Raw genomic sequence first — 19,453 nt, 5'->3', positions numbered from 1 at the left:
CCAGCTTGCCAGCGACGTGCCGGCCGCCCCCATCGCCCCGATGATACCGCGCAACACATCCGCTCGGGCCGCCCCCCCACCCCGGCCACCAAGAACGGATCACCGGCCCATCGAGCGCGGAAAACACGGGCTCCTTCCCGATTCTCCACGAGAGCTCGGAAGGCCCCCTGTCTCCCCCTTCGCGCCCCTATCGGTCAGGATTCGCCAGAGAGGTAAGCTGTCAGACTCGGAATGGGGATGCCCGTCGGGCGGCCGAACTGCCAGTCCGCCGACTCGACCCCGACGCCGCCGATGTCGAGGTGGATGAACGGCAGCGCCCCCCCCTTGAGCCCCGAGGCGATGTCGAGGAACGCGAAGGGGAACTGGTGCCCGCGCGGCGTGTTCACCGAGGCGAGGCGGTTCGAGGAGACCACGTCCTCGGCGCTCGACCGGGGCGCCACGAACGCGTAGTCCTCGCGCCGCGGTCGGACGCGCTCCATCGGCTCGCCCCAGCGCTCCGCGAGGACGTCGAGCCTGTCGAGCTCCGCCCGCGCGGCGGAGTTGCCGATCGCGCCGGTGTAAGGCCCGTGGGCGCGGTAGACGTGCCCGGTCAGCGTCGCGACAGAGAACACGATAGGGTCCGCCGCGCCGCTCATGGCGAGCTCCCGCCCGAGCGCGAGCAGGTCAGCCAGGATGAGGCGGCCCTCGGCGTCGGTGTTGCCGATCCGGACGCGCACGCCGGCGCGGCTGCGGATGATCTCGTCGCTCACATAGGACTCCTCGCCGATGCTGTTGCGCACGAGCCCGAGGAGCCCCACGATGCGCACGCCCTCCAGGCCGAGCGCCGCGGCCGCGCGCACGAGGCCGGCGACCGCGCCGGCGCCGCCCTTGTCCCGGGACATGCCGGCCATGTGCCCGTCGGTCTTCAGGTCGACGCCGCCCGTGTCGTAGGTGACGCCCTTGCCCGCGAGCAGCACCGTTCGCCGGATCTCCCCGCGAGGCCTGTAGTCGAGCCGCACGACGCACGGCCGGTGCCGCTCGACGACCCGCGACGCGCGCGATACCGCGCTGATGAGCGGATAGTCATCGACGTTGCGCTCGATCTTGACGAGCACGCCCGTCCTGGCGAACGCCGCCTCGCACATCTCGGCGACGCGGCGGGGCGCCATCCGCTCCGGCTCGGTGCCCGTGATGTCGCGGCAGAGCGCCCGACCGACCTCGACGGCCGCGATCTCGCGGGCGCGCGCCTCCGACAGCCCGAGCACCGCGAGCGACTCGGCCGAGCGCGGGGCCATCTCCGCCTCCCGCGCCTCGAGCGGCGTCCACTGGCTCCCGAGCGCGGCGAGCGCGCCCACCTCGACGGCCCGCGCGAACCGCGGCGCGGCGCCCACCGGAGCGCGCACGACGAGCAGCGGCCGGCTCGCCCCCGCGTCCACCGCCCGCGCGAAGCCGGCCGCCGCGGCCTCCGCGACGGAGCGGACGTCATCGACGTCCTCCGAGAGCGGCCCCATCGGCGCGAGCACCAGGCGCCCGCCAGGCACCCCCGGCGCCGGCAGGACGAGCGGAGCACTCTTGCCCTCGAGCGCGGAGTCGACGCGCGCCGCAGCCTCGACCACCGCGCCCACGGCGGACCCGAGCCCCCCCGCGTACTTCGCGATGGGCGACGGCGCGACGAGGACGACAGCATCACACGCCGCGATCGCCGCGTTCGACTCCGCGAGGGCGTTGGCGGGCAGCCCCGCCAGGGAGGTGACATGGACCATGGCGGCGAATGATGTCACAGGGGTCAGCATTTTTGCAGCACCCGTCGCCGCCGATAGGGCACCGAGAGGGCACCGACATGCGCCCCGGAGAGCAGGCTGTCGCGCGGGCATGGCGCGCGGGCATCACGCGCCGCGCTCGGCGCGTGATGCCCGCGCGCCGAGCGGCCAAGTGCGCTCGTCCGCCCCTGCGGTCACGCGCGAGGCGGCCGGCGTCGAGCCCGGCGCCGCTTCAGGAGAAGAGCACGACGCTGCGGATCGACTCGCCTTCGTGCATGAGGTCGAAGGAGTGGTTGATGTCGTCGAGCGGCATCGTGTGGGTGATCAGCTCGTCGATCTTGATCTTGCCCTCCATGTACCAGTCGACGATCTTGGGAACGTCGGTGCGCCCCTTGGCGCCGCCGAACGCGGTGCCCTTCCAGACGCGCCCGGTGACGAGCTGGAAGGGGCGCGTGGCGATCTCCTCGCCGGCCCCGGCGACGCCGATGATGATGCTCGTCCCCCAGCCCTTGTGGCAGCACTCGAGCGCCTGGCGCATCACCTTGACGTTGCCGATGCACTCGAAGCTGAAATCGGCGCCGCCCCGGGTCAGATCGACGAGGTAGGGCACGAGATCCCCCGCCACCTCGCTCGGGTTGACGAAGTGGGTCATGCCGAACCTCTCGGCCAGCTCGCGGCGCTTCGGGTTGATGTCGACGCCGACGATGATGTCGGCGCCGGCCATCCGGGCGCCCTGGATCACGTTCAGCCCGATGCCGCCGAGGCCGAAGACAACGACGTTGTCGCCGGGCCTCACCTGCGCGGTGTTGATGACGGCGCCGATACCCGTCGTCACGCCGCAGCCGATATAACAGACCTTGTCGAACGGCGCGTCCTCGCGGATCTTGGCGACGGCGATCTCGGGCAGGACGGTGAAGCTCGAGAAGGTCGACGTGCCCATGTAATGGTGAATCCGCTCCTTGCCGATCGAGAAGCGGCTCGTCCCGTCCGGCATGAGCCCGCGCCCCTGCGTGGCGCGGATGGCCTGGCAGAGGTTGGTTTTTCCGCTCGTGCAATAAGAGCACTGCCGGCACTCGGGCGTGTAGAGGGGAATCACGTGATCGCCTTTCTTGAGGCTCTTCACGGACGGCCCGACGTCGACGACGACGCCCGCGCCCTCATGGCCGAGGATCGCGGGGAAGAGCCCCTCCGGATCCTTTCCTGAGAGCGTGTAAGCGTCGGTGTGACAGACGCCCGTCGCCTTGATCTCGATGAGGACCTCGCCCTCGCGAGGGCCCTCCACCTGGACGTCCTCGACCGTCAGCTTCTCGCCGGCCTTGTGGGCCACGGCTGCGCGCGCTTTCATGATCGGTGGTTCTCCTCCCGCAAGCGGGGCGTTCGGGGCCCGAGCGGCGCCCGAGCCACTCCCATAGCCGGGCGGGGAAGCAGGTTTCAAGGGGAACCCCGCCGGCGCCGCCCCGCCTCGCCCGCCGTCCAGCCTGCCCGCATTGCGCCGCCCGGCCTGCCCGCATCGCGCAGCCCGCTCGCCGCCCGCGCCGCCACCCGAGGATGGCGTTCGCGTGACAGCACGCGTACGATCACCCCGCTGTCCTTATGAACACACTCCGTTGCCCACCGGGTCTCCGCGCGCTCATCGCAACAGCCGCGCTGGTCCTCGTCGCCTGCACCGGCGAGAGCACGCCTGCCGGCGGGGCGGCCGGCAAGGGCGGTGGCGGCGCCGGCGGTGGAGGCGGCGAGGGCGCTTCCTCCGAGGGTGGCCACGGAGGACAGGGAGGCGCGCCGCTCGACAGCATGGAGTGTGTCGACGAGTGCCCCGCTGAGAGCGCTGGTATCACGATCGGCTGCAAGAAGCGCTTCATGTTCGGAATGAACTATGCGTGGCACAACTTCGCCGGCGACTTCGGCGGCATCGCCGCGTGGGACAAGCGCGGCGTCGAGGCCGAGGCGGAGACGCACGCGAAGAACCTCGCCGACATCCGCGCTCACGGGGCGAGCGTCGTGCGGTGGTGGATGCTGCCGGAGATCCGGGGCGAGAGCGTCGCCTTCGACACGAGCGAGAACCCGACCGGCCTCGGGGGCACGACGCGGCGCGACGTCCAGAAGGCGCTCGAGCTCGCCGAGCAGGCGGACGTCAACCTGGTGTTCTGCCTGTTCTCCTTCGACAACTTCCACCCGACGCGGATCGACGCCGACGTGAAGACCGTCGGTATCACCCCCCTCGTGAAGGACGCAAAGCGGCGCGCGAAGCTGATAGACAAGGTCGTCCGGCCGATCGCCAGGGCCGTGGCGCAGAGCCCTCACCGGCACCGGATGGTCGCGTGGGACGTGATCAACGAGCCCGAGCTGGCCATGACCGGAGCGAGCCCGGACGACGGCCCTCGCTACGAGCCCGACGCCCAGGTGGATCCGATCGAGCACGCGCAGATGGCGGCGTTCCTCGGCGAGGCCATCCGGGCGCTGCGCGCGGAGAGCACGGCGCTCGTCACGATCGGCTCGGCGTCGATGAAGTGGGCGCGGTCCTGGCGAGACACCGACGTCGATTTCTACACCTTTCATATCAACGACCGGGTCAACCTGTACTGGCCATACAACCAGTCGCCCAAGGACTACGGCATCACCGACAAGCCCGTCATCATGGGGGATTTTCCCATCGCCGGCCTGGCGACGGCCGCTTTGCCGACGCTCCTGGAGAGCTGGTACAGCCAGGGATACGCGGGCGCGATCAGCTGGGCCTACAGCGACGCGACAGCCGCCGAGCTCGAGACGATCAAGGCCTTCTCCGACGCGAAGGGCTGCGGCGTGACGTACTGAGAGCCCCTCTCACGACAGCCAGTAGTCGACGAGGGACGCGCCGGTCACGTCGTGGGTGACCCCGGCCGCGATCGCCCACTGGGCCAGCGCGCGGCCGAGCGCCGCCATGGTCGTGAAGCGCCCGTCAGGGTCCTTGGCCAGGCCGCGCTCGATGATCTCCCAGAGCCGCGGGTGCAGCTCGAGGGCCTCCGGGCGCGGCGCGGCGGCGCGCAGCACGTCGTGCACGATGGAGATGCTGCTCGGGCCGCCGAACGGGCGACGGCTGCTCACGAGTTCGTAGAGCACGACGCACGCGCTCCACACGTCGGCGCGCGCGTCCGACTCCTGCCCGCCGCGGACCTGCTCGGGCGCCATGTAGGCCGGGCTCCCGACCAGCGTTTCCCTCTGCTCGTCGCCCGCCGCGCGCACCGCGGTGGACGCGATCCCGAAGTCGATCAGCTTGGGGACGCTGCGGCGGCCCTCGCGCACGAGGACGATGTTCGCCGGCTTCACGTCCCGGTGCACGACCCCGGCGCCGTGCGCCGCGCCGAGCGCGCCGATCACGGGAAGGAGCAGCTGGACCGCGGAGACGGGCGACATCGGGCCCGACTCGGCGAGCGCCTGGGCGAGCGACCGGCCCTGGAGGAGCTCCATCACCGCGAACGGCTCGCCCTCCTCCGTGAAGCAGAGATCGAAGATCCGCACCGCGGCGCGATGCGACACCCGCGCCGTCGCCTGCGCCTCCCGGATCAACCGCGAGGCGGCCTCGGGGACGGCGCAGTCGCGACGGATGAGCTTCAGCGCGACATCGAGGCTCAGGGAGAGATTCCGCGCCTTCCACACGGCGCCCATGCTGCCCTCTCCGAGGAGCTCTGTGAGGCGATAGCGCCCCCCGAGGACGTCGCCTGGGGCGTAGCGCCGCAGCGCGGCGGAGCCCGGGTCGTTCGCAGGAACCGCCAGGGCGGCGGCGGGGGGCGCGCCGGCAAGGCCGGTCCGCAGCGTGGCGGGCGGTACGCTCGCCGGGGTGGCCGGAGCGTCGCTCGGCGTCTCCAGCGGCGCGACGTCCCCGCCGTGACGGAAGGCCGAGCCGGACGGCCTCGACAGGCGGCCCGACGTCCGGAGGTCGACGGGCTCGAACGGAGGGCGGTGAGACGAAGGCCAGCGCGGAGACCGCGGCGAGCGGTACGCACGCTGAGAGGCCCGGCCCCCGCTCGGAGGGCGGGAGCGATTCGACGCGGGATCCATCGAGCCGCCATGTGGCGTCGTGGAGCTGTCAGTTCGGTGGCTGTCCATGTCCTTTGCCCACGTGTGCTGCAAGGAGCAGGCCGATGAAAATCGCCGCAGATCCGCCTCTTTCCCGCCCGCCGCGGCGCCGGGATTGCGGTGTGGAGGCATCAGATCCGGCGCCCGCGGCCATCGGCTAGCCCGGGGGGCAGCGCGCCGTCCGCCGGGCCCGTCGCGCGGCGCGTCGTCCGCCGGCGCGTTCCCGGGACGAGCGTGCGACCGATCCGTCGGCGCAACGGTCGTCGCACGACGCATTCCCTGCGCGCCACACAGGCGCTCGACGGGTACATCGACAGCCGATGTCGGTCAGGATCGCCCGATAGCCAGCGAGCGAGGCACCCCCGGGGCGCGCGTCGGGATCGCCGCGAGGCGGTCGCCCCGCGCGCCGCTCAGCGGGCCGAGCCGGGCACGACGCGCCCCTTGAACGCGATCGGCACCTCGAGGGCGGTGGCCGCCTCGACGAGCAGCGCGTGCTCGCTCTCGTGGACCACGCCGTCGGCGGCCACGAGGCGGACGGCCAGCTCGATCGCGGCCTCGCGCATCCGCACGTCGGGCAGGCGGACGCGAAGCGCCGCGAAGCGGCCGCTCCTTCCCTCGTCGCGCACCGAGCGCTCGATGATGGAGATGAGCGACTCGACGAGGTCGGCCCCGAGGCGCCCCTCGCTCATGGCCGCCACGTGCCGCGCGAGCTCGGCGCGCTCGGCCTCGTTGATGGACCCGTCAGCGTATGCGGCGAGGAACATGATCTCGACCATCGCCTCGAGCCTGTTGAGCTCGAGGTGACGAAACGAAAGCTGCGTTTCTTCCATCATGCGGTCCTCAGGATAGCGTATCACGGCCGCGCTTGACACAGCGCCCCTGGGCCCGCTCGGTAACGGCGCTCGCCGCGCGGCAACGGCGCTCGCCGCGCGGCAACGGCGCTCGCCGCGCGGCAACGGCGCTCGCCGCGCGGCAGCGGCCTCCGGCAGCGCGCGGCGAAAGTTCTCGTCGAGCGCGACGCCGGTCGGTGCTCAACTCTCCCCACCATGAGCACCACCACCCCGACCGACCTCTTCCTGTCGCTGACGCCGCACAAGGTGATCGAGGCCGTCGAGGCCGCGGGCGTCCACTGCAACCGCGTCTGCTACCCGCTGAACTCGTTCGAGAACCGCGTCTACGAGGTCGAGCGCGAGGATCGCACCCGCGTCATCGCCAAGTTCTACCGGCCGGGGCGCTGGACGCGGGAGCAGATCCTCGAGGAGCACCGGTTCCTCGCGGAGCTCGCGGACGCCGAGATCCCCGTCTGCCCGACGCGCCCGTTCCCCGACGGCGAGACGCTCAAGCAGATCGACCACATCCCCTACTGCCTCTTCGAGCGCATGGGCGGCCGCGCCCCCGACGAGCTCGGCGACGAGCTGTTCGTGCGCCTCGGCAGGCTCGCCGCCCGCATCCACAACGTGGGCGCCGCCAGCGCCGCCGAGCACCGCGTCCGGCTCTCCGCCGATTCCTACGCGCGCGAGGACCTCGGCTGGCTCGTCGAGCGCAAGCTCATCCCCGCGGCCGTCGAGCGGCGGTACCTCGCGGCCGCGCGCGCCGTCGCGGACGCGGCCGAGGAGCGCCTGCGCGGCGTCGACGTGCACCGCATCCACGGCGATCTGCACCCCGGCAACCTGCTCCTGCGCGACGGCGCGCTCCGCGTGCTCGACTTCGACGACATGGTCGTCGGCCCCGCCGTGCAGGACCTGTGGCTCCTCCTCCCCGGCCGCGACGAGGCCGCCCGGCAGCAGCGCGAGCTCTTCATCGAGGGCTACGAGGAGCTCCGCCGCTTCGACCGCTCGACCCTCGGGCTGATCGAGCCGCTCCGAGGGCTCCGCATGATCCACTACGCGGCATGGATCGCGCGGCGATGGCACGACCCCATCTTCCCGAGGACCTTTCCGCACTTCGGCACGGAGGCGTACTGGCGCGAGGAGGCGAGCTCGCTCGAGGAGGTGCTCCAGCTGACGCGCGATGGAGACACGGGCGGCCCCGGCGGCGGCGCGGACGAGCCGCCGCCGAGCGGGGGAAAGTATTTCTGGGATATGAACTGATCGCGGTCGCGCGCGGCTTCGATCGATCAGAGGCGCTTCAGCACCAGGATCAGCCGCCACGCCGCGGCGTGCTCGAACGGCACGTCGACGTTGAAGTCGCCGAGCGTCGCCACCAGCGAGAGCTCCGGCACCCGCTCCGCGACGCGGCGCCACCCGGCGAGGTCCGGGACGTACCACGTCGCCTCCTGCCGGATCGACGAGAGCTCCCTCGGCGCGCCGCCGTTGCGCCGGGCCGAGCACACCACCTCGAGGGTCACGGGCACGACGCGATCGGGCGTCGACCGCTCGATGTGGATGCGGAACCGCGCGTCGATCGACTGCTCGCCGCGCAGCTCGGTCCACTCCGTCCTGTTCACGCCGGACGGCGTGAGATCGGCCGGGTGGGTCGCCTCGATGACGTGGACGCCGCCCGGCAGGAGGAGCGAGGCGGCGAGCCGGAGGTGGCGCTCGAGCGCCGCCGGCGTGGCCAGCTGGTGGATCGCCGAGAGCGGCACGAACGAGAGATCGACCGGCGCGACGTCCGGGCGCTCGTCGAGCTCCGCGCACGAGAAGCGGATGCACGCCCCGGCGCCGCGGGCGCCCGCGGCGCGCTCCGCGAAGGCGATCATCGCCGCCGAGCCGTCCGCGCCGGCGCAGCCGACGCCGAGCTCCGCGAAGGCCTCCAGGTGCCGCGCGGGCCCGCAGGCCCACGAGAGGACGCGCTGCACCGGGCGGCCGCCGAAGCGGCGCGCGCACGCGAGCAGGAAGTCGCGCTCGGCGGCGTAATCGCGGTAGCCGAACGCCGCGTCGTAGAGCGCAGGCTCGCCCGGCGGCGTATCGCTGCGCGCGGGCGCCTCGCCGCGCGCCGGCGCCTCGCCGGCCGAGGGCGCCGCCGAGGCGCGCGCCGGGGCGACCCGCTTCGTGTAGATCATGAGATCGTCGCCCGGCGCGTAGAAGTCGGCGAGGACCGCGGCCCGCGTGAACTGCACCGCGTCGTAGAAGCGCACCGCCGCGCCGTGCCCCTCCCGGCTGCCCGTCTCGACGCGCACGAGGCCGCCGCCCTCGCGCGCGATCTCGCTCTCCATCGTGGCCACGAGCCCCCGCGCCACCCCCGACCGGGAGAAATCGGGCGAGGTCGCGATCCAGTACAGGTCGTACGTGGACTGCGTCATCGGCGTGCGGCCGTAGCAGAGGTACCCGAGGAGGCGCGGCGCCCCGTCGCCGCCCGGGGCGCCCTGGAAGCTCAGCACGAACCGGTAGCCATAACCGTCCGTCGAAGGCTGGCCGAGCGTCACGTCGACGAGCTCCAGCGCCACCGCGCGCTCGTCGTCGGTGAACGCCGGGACCGACTCGAGCAGCGCCGCGATGAGCGGCCGGTCTTCCGCGCGGAGGCCGCGCTGGGTGATCACGGCGCCTCGGGCGCGGCGGCGAGGGCGCCGCGGGCAGCGGAGCGCGCCGCGGCGCGGCCCCGCGCCGGCGCGCGGCCCCGCGCGCGGAGCAGGTCGTCGTGGCGCGGGCCGCGGGCGAGCGCCGCGCGGAGGATCTCCCAGACGACGTCGGCGTACGACAGGCCGGCGCGCGCCGCCGCCCGCGCGAAGCCGGCGTCCGGCGAGAGATCGCAGTTCGGGTTGACGTCGATGACGTGCGGCGTGCCGCGCTCGTCGAGCCGCACGTCGACGCGGCCGTAGTCGCGCAGGCCGAGCACCTCGAACGCGCGGCGGCCCACGGCGGCGACCCGGCGCAGATCGAGCGGCCGCAGCACCGCCGCCGAGGAGGGCGTCCCGATCGACGCGGCGGTCTCCGGGCGCCACTTCGACTCGTACGTGACCACATGCGGGTGCCCCTCTGGCAGGCCCTGAAACGTGATCTCGCCGGGCGGCAGCACCCGCGGCGTCGGCCACCCGAGCAGCGAGACCGAGATCTCCCGCCCGTGCACGTAACGCTGCACCACCACCGGCTGGCGGCACTGCGCGACGACCGCGGCGACCTGGTCGCGGAGCGCCCTGCGATCGTGGACGACCGAGCCCCGATCGATCCCCATCGAGCCGTCCTCGCGCTCCGGCTTGACGATGACCGGGAACGCGACCTCCGGGATGCGATCCGGGCCTTCGACCCGCACCGTCGCCGGAACGCGCACGCCGGCGCGCGCGAGGATCCGGTTCGCCTCGGCCTTGTGCAGGCAGCTCCGGAGCGCGACGTGATCGCTGCCCGTGAAGCGGAGATCGAGCCCCGCGAGCAGCCACGCGCACATGACCTCGTGGCGGCTGTCGCCGTCGAGCGCCTCGCACAGGTTGAAGATCACGTCCGGGCGATGGTCGCCGATGGCCGCGAGCACCTCGCTCGGCCGGAGCACAGGCCGGTGCGCCACGCGCACGCCCGGGGCCGCGGCGAGGGCCGCGAGCACGCTCTCCGCGACCACCGCGCTGCCGTCCTCGCGACCGAGCCGGAGCCGCCCGCTCCCCACCCGCTGCGCGAGTGGCGGCTCGTCGACGACTTCCTCCGGATCTCTGTTCGACAGGATCAGTATCCGAGGCTCAGGCACCGCACGCCTCCGGACCTACGCGGGGCAGGAGAGCCCGCGACAGGCGCGCCGAGCTCAGGGAGCGGCCCGTGAGAGGCCTGGCCATCGGCGAACGCGGAGAGGGTGCCCTGTCGAGAGACACACGAACGAACCGGAATCCATGCATGCAAGTGGCCACACTTCACCAGCTTGCCCGGCAATCGCAAGGGGAGATTTGCCCTCTCCGGACGGAAAGGAAGGCGCGACGCGCCGCGGCTCAAAGCCCCGCGCCGGGATCGGATCCGGCGCGTGCGGCCGGGAAGCGAGCTTTCCGAGCACAACGTATCTCGGACAACAGGCTCTTCACACGCCAGCCACACGCGCGGGAGCGTCGGAGACGAGAGGAGACGGCTGGCTGCAGGGGGAAGGGTCGAGTCCGGCGGGCGAGCCGATGAAAGCGGAGAGCGCCGGACGCGCGCGGCGAGCGGGCGGCCTGCCGCCGAGGACGCCTGAAAAGGACTTCCCTTTCCGGCGTCCTCGAGCCACCGCCGGTCAGGCGGCCTGGCCTTCGGGGCGCGGCCTGCGATCGGCCGGGAAACAGGCCTGGATCTCGTCCATGCCGAGCGTCTCCTTCTCGAGGAGCGCCCTGACGAGCGCCTCGATCTCGCCGCGCCGGGACCTCACGATCTCGATGGCGCGCGAGAGCTGCGCTTCCGTGAGCGCCCGCGCCGTCTCGTCGACCCGGTCGAGCAGGGCCGGGCTCCGCGAGGGGTGCCCGTCGCCGACGCAGATGGGGCCGAGGTGGCTCATGCCGAGCTCCGCGACCATCTTCCACGCGATCGTCGAGGCGCGCTGGATGTCGTCCGAGGCGCCCGCCGTCATCGTCCCGAGGACGACCATCTCGGCGGCGCGGCCGCCCATCAGCATGCAGATCTGATCCTCGAGGTACTCTTTCCGGTACATCAGCCGATCCTTCTCGGGCAGCGCCTGGGTCACGCCCAGCGCGCGGCCCCGCGGCAGGATCGACACCTTGTGCACGGGATCGCAGCTCGGTGCGAGGAGCCCGACCGCGACGTGCCCGGCCTCGTGGACGGCGGTCGCATAACGCTCGTCCTCGTCGACGAGCACCCCTTTGCGCTCGAGCCCCATGAGCACCCGGTCGCGCGCGCGGTCGATGTGCGTCGGGTCCACCGCGTCGGCGCCCTCGCGGGCCGCGAGGATGGCCGCCTCGTTCAGGAGGTTGGCCAGGTCGGCGCCCGAGAAGCCCGGCGTGCCGCGGGCGATGTAGCCGAGATCGACCTCCCCCTGGAGCGGGATCGGCCCGGCGTGGACGTTGAGGATCTCCTCGCGGCCGCGCACGTCGGGGAGCGGCACGGTGACCTTGCGGTCGAAGCGCCCGGGCCGGAGCAGCGCCGGGTCGAGCATGTCGGCGCGGTTGGTCGACGCGATGACCACGATGCCTGTCTCGTGGTCGAACCCGTCCATCTCGACGAGCAGCTGGTTCAAGGTCTGGTCGTGCTCCGCGGAGGCGGAGTCGCCGTGCCCCTTCGCGCGAGCCCGCCCCACGGCGTCGATCTCGTCGATGAAGACGATGCACGGCGCGGACTTGCGCGCCTCGGCGAAGAGCGCGCGGACGCGGGAGGCGCCCACGCCGACGAACATCTCCTGGAAGCTCGACCCCGACGCCGAGAGGAACCGCACGCCCGCCTCGCACGCGACGGCGCGCGCGAGCAGCGTCTTGCCGGTCCCGGGCTCGCCCGTCAGCAGCACGCCGCGCGGCGGGCGGCCGCCGAGGCGCGCGAAGCGATCGGGGCTCTTCAGGAACTCGACCGTCTCGGCGAGCTCCTGCTTGACCTCGTGCATCCCCGCGACGTCGGCGAAGCGCACCGCCGCCCGCGCCGCCCCGGCCTTCACGTCGGAGAAGACCTTCGGGCTGCGCCGCCGGCTCACCGTGAAGAGCGCGAAGCCGACCGCGGCCAGCACGACCACCGGGAGCACCGCGGACGCGGCGCGCGACGGATCCTCCCGGGAGGCGAAGTCGACAGAGGCGCCGGCGCCCGCGAACCGGGAGACCAGCTCCTGCCGGAGCGTCGGCTCGTCGACGACGGCCGTCACGGCGGCGCCGCCCGCCTGACGAACGAGGAAGCGATCCCCGCTCACCTCGACCGCGGTCGCCTGCCCCGCCTGCGCGATCTGGAGGAGCTCGGTGTACGTCGCCGTACGCTGCGTGGACGACTCGCGCGCCGCGCGCAGCGCGAGCCCGAGCGTGACCGCAAGCACCACCCCCATGAACCCAAGCACCCAGAGCCGGCGCCCCGCGGGCCCCAGCCGCTTACTCACCTGCAAGAACCAGGAATTCACTGCTGCGCCACCTTACTGCTCCGGCGTCGGGCCGGAGCGGATCTCAGGTGTAGCAAGGATACGAACCTCAGGAAGTTCCTTCTGCAATCATTCTGACGATCTGAGCCGTAGAAACCTGCGAAAGGATGGCAGCACCGCAAAACGGAATACGGAGAACGGACAGCGACAGGACAAACGTCTCTGCGGACTTGGCAGCATGGGGACGACCCATCGACGAGCTCGCCGATGGCGGATTGACGAGCTCGCCTGAGAGCCTCCTTCTCGGGATGGAGTCGCCGGTGGAGCAGGAACCAGGAGCGAGGGGCAGAGAGGGGGCGGAGAGGGGCAGAGAGGGGCTGTCTGCGCGCTACGCCCCGGCGGCTGGCGCGGTATCGGGCGCGAACGGCAGCGAGAAGCGGAATGTCGTCGCGCCGCCGGGGCTGCTCTCGACGGAGATGCTGCCCCCGTGGGCCTCCACGAGGCCCTTCGTGATGTAGAGGCCGAGACCGACGCCGCGGACGCCGCGCGGAGCGGCGTCGGGCGCGCGCCAGAAGCGCTTGAACAGGTACGGGAGCGACGCCTCCGGGATACCGCCGCCCCAGTTGGTCACCGCGACGTGCGCGCTGCCCGGCCCGGCGTCGACCGCGACCACGATGTCGCCCTCCGGCCGACCGTACTTGGCCGCGTTGGAGAGCAGGTTGGTGACGATCTGCTCGAGCCGCCCTGGGTCCACCAGGACGGCGGGCACATCGCCCTTGACCTCCAGGCGCAGGGCGTGACCCGCGGTCACCTCGGCCGACTTCTCGAGGATCTCGCCGAGCTGCGCGCGCAGATTGACCGGCGAACGATCCAGCGTGAGCTGCCGCGCCTCGATCCGCGACGCGTCGAGGAGGTCGTCGATCATGCGGCGCAGCCGCTCGATGGACGAGGTGATCCTGTCGAGCTGTTTCCGGCAGTCCGCGACGGGCCGCTCGCCGGCCGCGCGACCCAGGAGCTGGCTCGCGGTCGCGATGACCTGGATGGGCTGGCGGAGATCGTGAGCGATGACGCCGATCCACTCCTGGCGCTGCCGATCCAGCTCCTTGAACGCCGAGATGTCATGAAAGACGGCGACGGCGCCCTGGAGCTCACCGTCGTTCGAGCGCACCTGAGCCGCGTTGACCAGCACCGGGACGAGGCCGCGGTCGGCGCGCCGCAAGAGCCCTTCGACGCCCGTCACGCCCTCCCCGCGCTGAAGGGCCCGGACCAGCGGGCGCTCGTCCCAGACGACGGGCTCTCCAGCCGGCGTCCTGTGCTCGAAACACAGCCGGTTGCCCCAGGGATCGGGATCGTCCTCGACGCCCGACGCGTACTGGAGCGCGAGCTTGTTGCAGCTGATGAGCCGCCCCTTGGCGTCGACAAGGATCGCCGCTTCGGGCAGCTGCTCGATGACCGCCTCGAGCTGCGAGCGGATGCGCCGCTCCGCCTCGTGCGCGCGCGAGACCTCGGCCTCCATCGCCTTGCGGCGCCCGATGTCGCGGCAGATCGTCGAGACGCCGGTGACGCGGCCCGACGCGTCCACGATCGACGACACCGTGACCTCGATGTCGATGCTCTTCCCGTCCTTGGTCCGGCTCACGGCCTCGAAGCGCTCGACGCGCTCGCCGCGGCGCAGGTGCGCGAGGACGGCCTCCGCCTCGCCGGCGCGCTCGGGCAGGCACAGGAGGGGCAGCTTCTTCCCGATCGCCTCGCAGACGCAGTAGCCGTAAAGGCGCTCCGCCGCCGGGTTCCAGCTCAGGATGGTGCCGTCGAGGGAGGTGCCGATCACGGCGTCGTCCGAGGCCTGCGCGACGGTCGCGAGGAAGGCGCGCGCCTCCTCGGCGCGCTGCCGCGCCTCGTCGAGGAGGTTCATGCGCGCCGCGCTGACCCAGAGCATGGCCCCGAGCAGGAGCGTCGTGATGGCGGAGGCGAGCGATAATGACGCTGCGATGGGGTATGCCCCGCGAGCCGCTCCGAACAGGAAGAGGCGGCCAATCACGAGCGGAACGAGGACGACGTAGGGCAGGAAGCGCCGCAGCAGGATGCCTCCGGACCGGCCGGCCGTCAGCGTGGCGAACGCCGTGCAATCGGGCCGCGCCATGAGGAGCCCGGCGCAGAGGGCGAGGAACGCGATCGCCGCGTGGAGCGCCATGCCCGTGAACGGAAATAGCGGCGGCAGCCCATAGAAGTAGCCGACGCCGAACACGTAGCCGGTCAGCGCCGTCAGCGCGAGCGCCGCGGCAAGGAGCGCGCTCCATTCCGAGAACAGGCACGCTCGCCGCGTCTTCACGCGCAGCGAGAGGAGCGAAAGGCCGATCAGGACGCAGCAGAGCGAGGTGTTTGGCGGCGGCCTGCCCGGGAACTTGCGCGGGAAATCCACGCGCCCCGCGAGCAGCACGCGATCGATGCCGAGATCCCAGGCGAAGATGTACTGCGCGAGGACCGCGAAGCCGAGCGCGAGGACGACGGCGGCGCACGCCTGTCCCAGCCGGCGGAGCGGCGCCGGGCACTCTCGCGCGCCCAGCGCCCAGAGCGACACCCCCGCCAAAACGAGGGCGACGGCGGTGTTGGGCACCATGAGCGGCAGGCCGTCCGCGATGGCGACGAGGGCGGTCGCCCCGATCCACCAGCCGAGCAGCGTCACGCATCCAACGGCGAACGAACAGGTCGCTGCGATGACGACACCGCGCCGCGCGCTGCTCGAAGGCGCCATCGCATCGGCGTCTCTCATCGGGTCCTCCCGACCGGAGCATAATGTCGGGACGGCGCGGCTTCACATGGGCAATTCAAGCGCGCACATGGGTCGGCGCACGCGCTGTCCAACCCAGATGGATCAGGACGCTCCAGCGCGTGCCGACATCATCCGCCCGGCCGGACGCAGCAGGGCAGCGCGGGTCAAGATCCGCCGCGCGAGAGCGGGCGGCGACGCCCTCGCGCGGACCGCGCGAGGGCGCGCGCGAGAGCTCAGCGCTTCGTCCCGAAGACCGCCGCGTCGACGGAGAGCCTACCCGGCCCGACGAGGAGGAGCGCAACGGAGATGCCGAGGTACACCGCCGCCGCCTCGTAGGAGGGTCCGCCCATCGCGACGAACGGATCGCCGTTCGAGACGTGAACCGCGACCGCGACGGCCATGGTGGCGGCGAGGCCCAGCGACGCGAGCGGCGTCAGGAGGCCGAGGATCCAGGCAAGGCCGCCCCCGAACTCCGAGAGCGCGGCCAGCCCTTGCAAGAACCCCGGAACGGGCGCGGTGGGCCCCATCCAGCTGAAGGGGGCCTGGATCTTCCCCCAGCCGTGAAACATGAACGCGGCGCCGATAACGACGCGCAGCGCGAGCAGCCCGACCGAGGCCGAGAACGGCACGTCAGTCACCCGCAGGAATCTCTTGAGCATCGGGAACACTCCTCTCGGCTCGGTAGTAAGGAGGAACGTCCGGGACATCAAGCGCGACGAGAGGGCCGGAGGCGCCGGGCCCCCGCGGCCCGGACCCGGCGCGCCGGCCCGCGCCTCACGCGCTGGTCCGGGCCTCCAGGTCGTGATGGTGCGCGGCGGCGGCGCGCTCGTCGCGGAGGGCCTCGAGGCACCGCCGCTTGATCGCCGCGAACTCGCCGGAGCCCACGATCGCCGCGGTCCTCGGCCTCCCGAAGGGCACCGCGATCTCCGCGCCGACGCGGCAGGGGCGGCGGGTCATCAGGGCGATGCGGTCGGACAGGAAGATGGCCTCGTCGATGTCGTGCGTGACGAACAGCACCGTCGTGCGCACCTGGCGGAAGACGTCGAGCAGCAGCTCCTGCATCGAGAGCCTGGTCTGGGCGTCCAGCGCGCTGAACGGCTCGTCCATCAGCACGACGCGCGGCTCCGTGATCAGCACGCGCGCGATCTCCACGCGCTGCTGCATGCCGCCGGAGAGATGCGCCGGATAGGCGTCCTCGAACCCCGACAGCCCGACGAGCGAGAGCAGGCGCCGGGACGCCTCCCTGCGCTCGCGCTCGGGGACGCCGCGCACCTTGAGGCCGAAGCCGACGTTGTTCAGCACCGTCTTCCAGGGGAGCAGGGAGCTCTGCTGGAAGACCATGCCGCGCGCCGGCCCCGGCCCCTCGACCCGCTCGCCGCCGACGACGATGCTGCCGCGCTCCGGCGCCACGTACCCGGCGACGGCGTTCAGGATCGTCGACTTCCCGCACCCGGACGGGCCGAGCAGGCTCACGAGCTCGCCGCCCTCGACGCGGAGGTCGAGGTCGCGCACCGCCTCGACGCGCCGGGCGCCCGTCCCGAGGGCTACGGACAGGCCGCGGATCTCCACGGCGCCCCCCGGGCTCTCCCGGCGCGCCGCGCGGTTCGCGTCGAGCGTCATCGGCCCTTCTCCTGGGGCTCTTGCCACGGGGTGAGCCACGCGCCGACCCGCAGGACGAGCGCGCTGCTGAGCATGCCGAGCAGGCCGATGAGCAGCATGCCGAGGACGATGTCCGGATAACGCTGCAAGTTGTACGACTCCCAGGTGAAGTAGCCGATGCCGTACTGCCCCCCGATCATCTCGGCGGTCACGAGGCAGAACCAGGACGTCCCCATGCCGATGCTCATCCCCGTGACGATGCTCGGCAGCGCGCCCGGCAGGACCACCTCGAGGAACAGGCGGAGCGGGCGCGCGCCCAGGCTGCGGGAGCTCGCGATGAGCCGCGGATCGAGGGCGCCCACGCCGTGGATCGTCGCGATCAGGATGGGGAACAGCGCCCCCATGGTCGTGATGAAGATCATGCTCAGCTCGGCCGACGGGAACATCAGGATCGCGAGCGGGAGCCAGGCGACGCCGGGGATGGGGCGCAGGATCTCGAGCGGCGGCAGCAGGGTGTCCTCGGCGAGCCGCGACCTGCCGATGAGGAGCCCGAGCACGACCCCCGTGGCGCCCGCGGCGGCGAACCCAGCGAGGACGCGGAACACGCTGTTCCCGAGGTGCTGCCACAGCTTCGGCGAGGCGAAGAGCTCCCGCGCCGCGCCGAGCACGTCGGTCGGCGCGGGCACGTTGAGGAACGTGACGACGCCGAGATCCGCGCGGGTCATCGACGCCCACTGCCAGAGGCCGACGCACGCCGCCACGGACAGGGCGCGCAGGAGGGCGCGGCGGAGGTCGCGGCGCGGGCGCCCGTCGCGGGGCGCGCGGCCCGGCGCGGGGGACGGGGCGCCCCGCCGGGCCGCGCTCGCCGCTGCGGGCGCGAAGGCCGCGCTCGCCGGGGCGGGCGCGAAGGCCGCGCCGCCGGCGAGCTCCGCCCCGGCCGGCGCGCTGCGCTCGGAGATCATCGTCATGGCGCCGCCGCCGTGAGCTTCGCGCGCTCGGCCCGCAGGGTCGCGAAGTCGACGACCGCCGCGCCGTTCTCCGCGGCCCACCGCTCCGCGTCCTCCTTCGCCAGGAACGCCGACAGGCCGCCGTCCGGGCGCCTCGCGTACCACGCGCGATCGGCGAGGAGCTTCACCCCGCTCGCGCGATCGTGCACGAACACCGCGCGGATCTCCTTGCCCTCGATCGTCAGCTGCCCGAGCGCGGCGAGCGCCGTGCCCGGGCTGGCGTACGCGCGCACCTTCGGCTCGCCCGCGACCCAGATCTGCGCGACGAGCGTCGGCTCGGCGATCGGCTCCCCGGACAGCGCGTCCTTCCCGGACAGCGGGAGCTTCGCGTAGCTCGCGAGCCGCGCCTCGTAGTCGAGCCCGAGCTCCGCCGCCGCGCGCCGGATGTACCGGTCGTCCACGAACGCGCCGACATCGAGGGTCGTGTCCGTGCGCTTCAGCAGCGTGAGCGTGTCGACCGCCACCTGGAGGGCGCGTCGGACCTCGGGCTTGATCGTGAAGTCCCGCGTCTGGATGCCGAGCGGGCCGTGGAACATGTAGGCGACCTCGGCGTCCACCCCGGTCACCTTCTCGATGAGCTCGCTGTACTTCTCGGGCTCCTCCGCGAACAGGCGATCGGCCTCGAGCGCCGCCTTGAGGAAGGCCACGACGATCTCCGGGTATTTCGAAGCGTACGCCTCGCGCACCAGCACGCCGTGCGCCGTCGGCACCTTCACGCCGGAGCCGTCGTAGATCTTCCGGGCGAAGCCGCGGAAGGGGAACAGCTCCGCGAACGGGACGAAATCCGCGTGCGCGTCGATCTTGTTCGCCTTGAGCGACGAGCCGCCCACCTCCGGCGACTGCGAGACGAGCGTCACGTCCTTGTCCGGGTCCCAGCCGAGATCGCGGATCGCCCGGAGCAGCATGCCGTGGGCCGACGACCCGAACGGCACCGAGATCTGCTTGCCCTTGAGGTCCTTCAGGCCCTGGGCCGGGGAGTCGCTCGGCACGACGATCCCGTTGCCGCTCCCCAGCGCGCTGCCGGAGAGCGTGGCGATGAAGCGGCTGCGGCTCCCCTGCTTCTGGAACGCCACGCCGTTCAGCACGCCGGGGAAGTCGGCCATCGCGCCGATATCGAGCTTCTCGGCCACCATCTCGGTCGTCAGCGGCGGCCCCGAGGTGAAGTCCTTCCACTCGATCTCGTAGGTGACGTCCTTGTACTTGCCGTCCCTCGGCAGGTGCTTCTCGAGCAGCTTGAGCTCCCGGATGAGCAGCCCGCCGGTGGCGCAATTGATTGTCGTGTCCTGCGTCCCTATCGCGATCCGGATCGTCTGCTTCGCCTCCGGCTTGCACGACAGCCCGGCGACGACCGCGGCGAGCAACGTGAGGAAGACGAGCGCGCGAAGTGCCCTGGTCAT

14 protein-coding genes are annotated in these 19,453 nt (G+C 72.4%); 2 read left to right on the top strand and 12 right to left on the bottom strand.

The window, feature by feature from the left end; genetic code table 11:
• Nucleotides 1–194 precede the first annotated feature (194 nt).
• Nucleotides 195–1,742 (bottom strand): aminopeptidase, encoded by a 1,548-nt coding sequence (locus WMF45_RS16010; protein ID WP_437717756.1) that lies wholly within the window; start codon nucleotides 1,740–1,742, stop codon nucleotides 195–197.
• 229 nt (nucleotides 1,743–1,971) lie between these two features.
• Nucleotides 1,972–3,084: an S-(hydroxymethyl)glutathione dehydrogenase/class III alcohol dehydrogenase gene (locus WMF45_RS16005; RefSeq protein WP_437536085.1), complete on the bottom strand. Its 1,113-nt coding sequence runs from the start codon at nucleotides 3,082–3,084 to the stop codon at nucleotides 1,972–1,974.
• Nucleotides 3,085–3,332: 248 nt separating this feature from the next.
• On the opposite strand from WMF45_RS16005, the gene WMF45_RS16000 reads away from it, so the two are divergent.
• The gene (locus tag WMF45_RS16000; protein WP_437717755.1) at nucleotides 3,333–4,550 is read left to right on the top strand and encodes a hypothetical protein; all 1,218 of its coding nucleotides are present in this window, start codon (nucleotides 3,333–3,335) and stop codon (nucleotides 4,548–4,550) included.
• A 9-nt stretch (nucleotides 4,551–4,559) separates the two neighbouring features.
• On the opposite strand, the gene WMF45_RS15995 is transcribed toward WMF45_RS16000, so the two are convergent.
• Nucleotides 4,560–5,453, bottom strand: a complete 894-nt coding sequence (locus WMF45_RS15995) for a serine/threonine-protein kinase (RefSeq protein WP_437719546.1) — start codon at nucleotides 5,451–5,453, stop codon at nucleotides 4,560–4,562.
• 749 nt (nucleotides 5,454–6,202) lie between these two features.
• Nucleotides 6,203–6,625 (bottom strand): tellurite resistance TerB family protein, encoded by a 423-nt coding sequence (locus WMF45_RS15990; RefSeq protein ID WP_437717754.1) that lies wholly within the window; start codon nucleotides 6,623–6,625, stop codon nucleotides 6,203–6,205.
• 213 nt (nucleotides 6,626–6,838) lie between these two features.
• Here WMF45_RS15990 and WMF45_RS15985 point away from each other — a divergent pair, with 213 nt between their 5' ends.
• The gene (locus WMF45_RS15985) at nucleotides 6,839–7,882 is read left to right on the top strand and encodes a serine/threonine protein kinase (protein ID WP_437717753.1); all 1,044 of its coding nucleotides are present in this window, start codon (nucleotides 6,839–6,841) and stop codon (nucleotides 7,880–7,882) included.
• A 26-nt stretch (nucleotides 7,883–7,908) separates the two neighbouring features.
• On the opposite strand, the gene WMF45_RS15980 is transcribed toward WMF45_RS15985, so the two are convergent.
• From WMF45_RS15980 to WMF45_RS15945, 8 genes are all read right to left on the bottom strand, one after another.
• Nucleotides 7,909–9,270, bottom strand: a complete 1,362-nt coding sequence (locus WMF45_RS15980) for a GNAT family N-acetyltransferase (protein WP_437717752.1) — start codon at nucleotides 9,268–9,270, stop codon at nucleotides 7,909–7,911.
• Nucleotides 9,267–10,403 (bottom strand): D-alanine--D-alanine ligase family protein, encoded by a 1,137-nt coding sequence (locus WMF45_RS15975; protein ID WP_437717751.1) that lies wholly within the window; start codon nucleotides 10,401–10,403, stop codon nucleotides 9,267–9,269. Before WMF45_RS15975 ends, WMF45_RS15980 begins: the two co-directional genes overlap by 4 nt.
• 510 nt (nucleotides 10,404–10,913) lie before the next feature.
• Entirely contained in the window at nucleotides 10,914–12,701 is a 1,788-nt protein-coding gene (gene ftsH, locus WMF45_RS15970; protein WP_437717750.1) for an ATP-dependent zinc metalloprotease FtsH, read from the bottom strand.
• Nucleotides 12,702–13,068: 367 nt separating this feature from the next.
• Nucleotides 13,069–15,450: a PAS domain-containing sensor histidine kinase gene (locus WMF45_RS15965; protein WP_437717749.1), complete on the bottom strand. Its 2,382-nt coding sequence runs from the start codon at nucleotides 15,448–15,450 to the stop codon at nucleotides 13,069–13,071.
• A gap of 233 nt (nucleotides 15,451–15,683) precedes the next feature.
• Entirely contained in the window at nucleotides 15,684–16,109 is a 426-nt protein-coding gene (locus WMF45_RS15960; protein WP_437717748.1) for a DoxX family protein, read from the bottom strand.
• 115 nt (nucleotides 16,110–16,224) lie between these two features.
• Nucleotides 16,225–17,070: an ABC transporter ATP-binding protein gene (locus WMF45_RS15955; RefSeq protein WP_437717747.1), complete on the bottom strand. Its 846-nt coding sequence runs from the start codon at nucleotides 17,068–17,070 to the stop codon at nucleotides 16,225–16,227.
• A complete protein-coding gene (locus tag WMF45_RS15950) occupies nucleotides 17,067–18,017 on the bottom strand; it encodes an ABC transporter permease (RefSeq protein ID WP_437717746.1) in 951 nt (316 codons plus the stop codon). Before WMF45_RS15950 ends, WMF45_RS15955 begins: the two co-directional genes overlap by 4 nt.
• Entirely contained in the window at nucleotides 18,014–19,453 is a 1,440-nt protein-coding gene (locus WMF45_RS15945; RefSeq protein ID WP_437717745.1) for an ABC transporter substrate-binding protein, read from the bottom strand. Before WMF45_RS15945 ends, WMF45_RS15950 begins: the two co-directional genes overlap by 4 nt.

The sequence above is a fragment of the Sorangium sp. So ce448 genome, from assembly GCF_051520915.1.
Classification (GTDB): Bacteria; Myxococcota_A; Polyangia; order Polyangiales; family Polyangiaceae; genus Sorangium; species Sorangium cellulosum_B.
The sequence above is the reverse complement of the archived record's forward strand: the minus strand, read 5'-3'. Positions and strand labels throughout refer to the sequence as shown.